Annotated in this window: 1 protein-coding gene; it reads left to right on the forward strand. The window is 40.9% G+C overall.

Going from position 1 to position 1,182, the window contains the following annotated elements; translation table 11 throughout:
* Positions 1-13: 13 nt before the first annotated feature.
* Positions 14-1,182 (forward strand): elongation factor Tu (gene tuf, locus HMPREF0078_RS08815; protein WP_004839957.1); only part of this gene is annotated, 1,169 nt, incomplete at its 3' end.

The following is a 1,182-nucleotide window of genomic DNA, read 5'->3' on the forward strand; positions in this document are numbered from 1 at the left end:
TTAGGAGGAAATAATGAGTAAAGCACAATTTGAAAGAAGCAAACCACATATTAATATCGGAACAATAGGTCACGTAGACCACGGTAAAACAACAACAACAGCAGCAATCACCCAAGCATTAAACAAAAAATATGGAACAGGTGAATTCGTAGACTACGATAAAATCGATAAAGCACCAGAAGAAAGAGAAAGAGGAATCACAATCAATACCTCAGTAGTAGAATACGAAACAGAAAAAAGACACTACGCACACATCGACGCCCCAGGCCACGCAGACTACGTTAAAAACATGATCACAGGAGCAGCCCAAATGGACGGAGCAATCCTAGTAGTAAGTGCAGCAGACGGTCCAATGCCACAAACAAGAGAACACATCTTGTTAGCAAGACAAGTAGGCGTACCAAAAATCGCAGTATTCCTAAACAAAGAAGACCAAGTAGACGATCCAGAACTAATCGAATTAGTAGAAATGGAAGTAAGAGATCTACTATCAGAATACGAATTCGACGGAGACAATGCACCAGTAGTAGTAGGAAGTGCATTAAAATCCCTACAAGAAGGCGGAGAAGGCGAATGGTCAGACAAAATCCTACAATTAATGGACGAAGTAGACGAATACTTTGACATACCAGAAAGAGACAATGACCAACCATTCCTAATGCCAGTAGAAGACGTAATGACAATCTCAGGAAGAGGAACAGTAGCAACAGGAAGAGTAGAAAGAGGAACCCTAAAACTAGGCGGAACAGTAGAAATCGTAGGCCTAACAGACAAAACAAGAGAAGTAGTAGTAACAGGAATCGAAATGTTCCACAAATCCCTAGAAACAACAGAATCAGGAGACAACTGTGCATTACTACTAAGAGGAGTACAAAGAAACGAAATCCAAAGAGGACAAGTAATAGCAGCACCAGGCTCAGTACACCCACACACAGAATTCGAAGGTCAAGTATACGTACTAACAAAAGAAGAAGGCGGAAGACATACCCCATTCTTCTCAGGCTATAGACCACAATTCTTCTTCAGAACAACAGACGTAACAGGAGATATCCAACTAGAAGAAGGAACAGAAATGGTAATGCCAGGAGACAACGCAACATTCAAAATCAAATTACAAAAACCAATCGCTCTAGAAGAAGGATTAAGATTCGCAGTAAGAGAAGGTGGAAGAACAGTTGCATC

Origin of the sequence: Anaerococcus vaginalis ATCC 51170, assembly GCF_000163295.1 — a bacterium.
Lineage (GTDB): Bacteria > Bacillota > Clostridia > Tissierellales > Peptoniphilaceae > Anaerococcus > Anaerococcus vaginalis.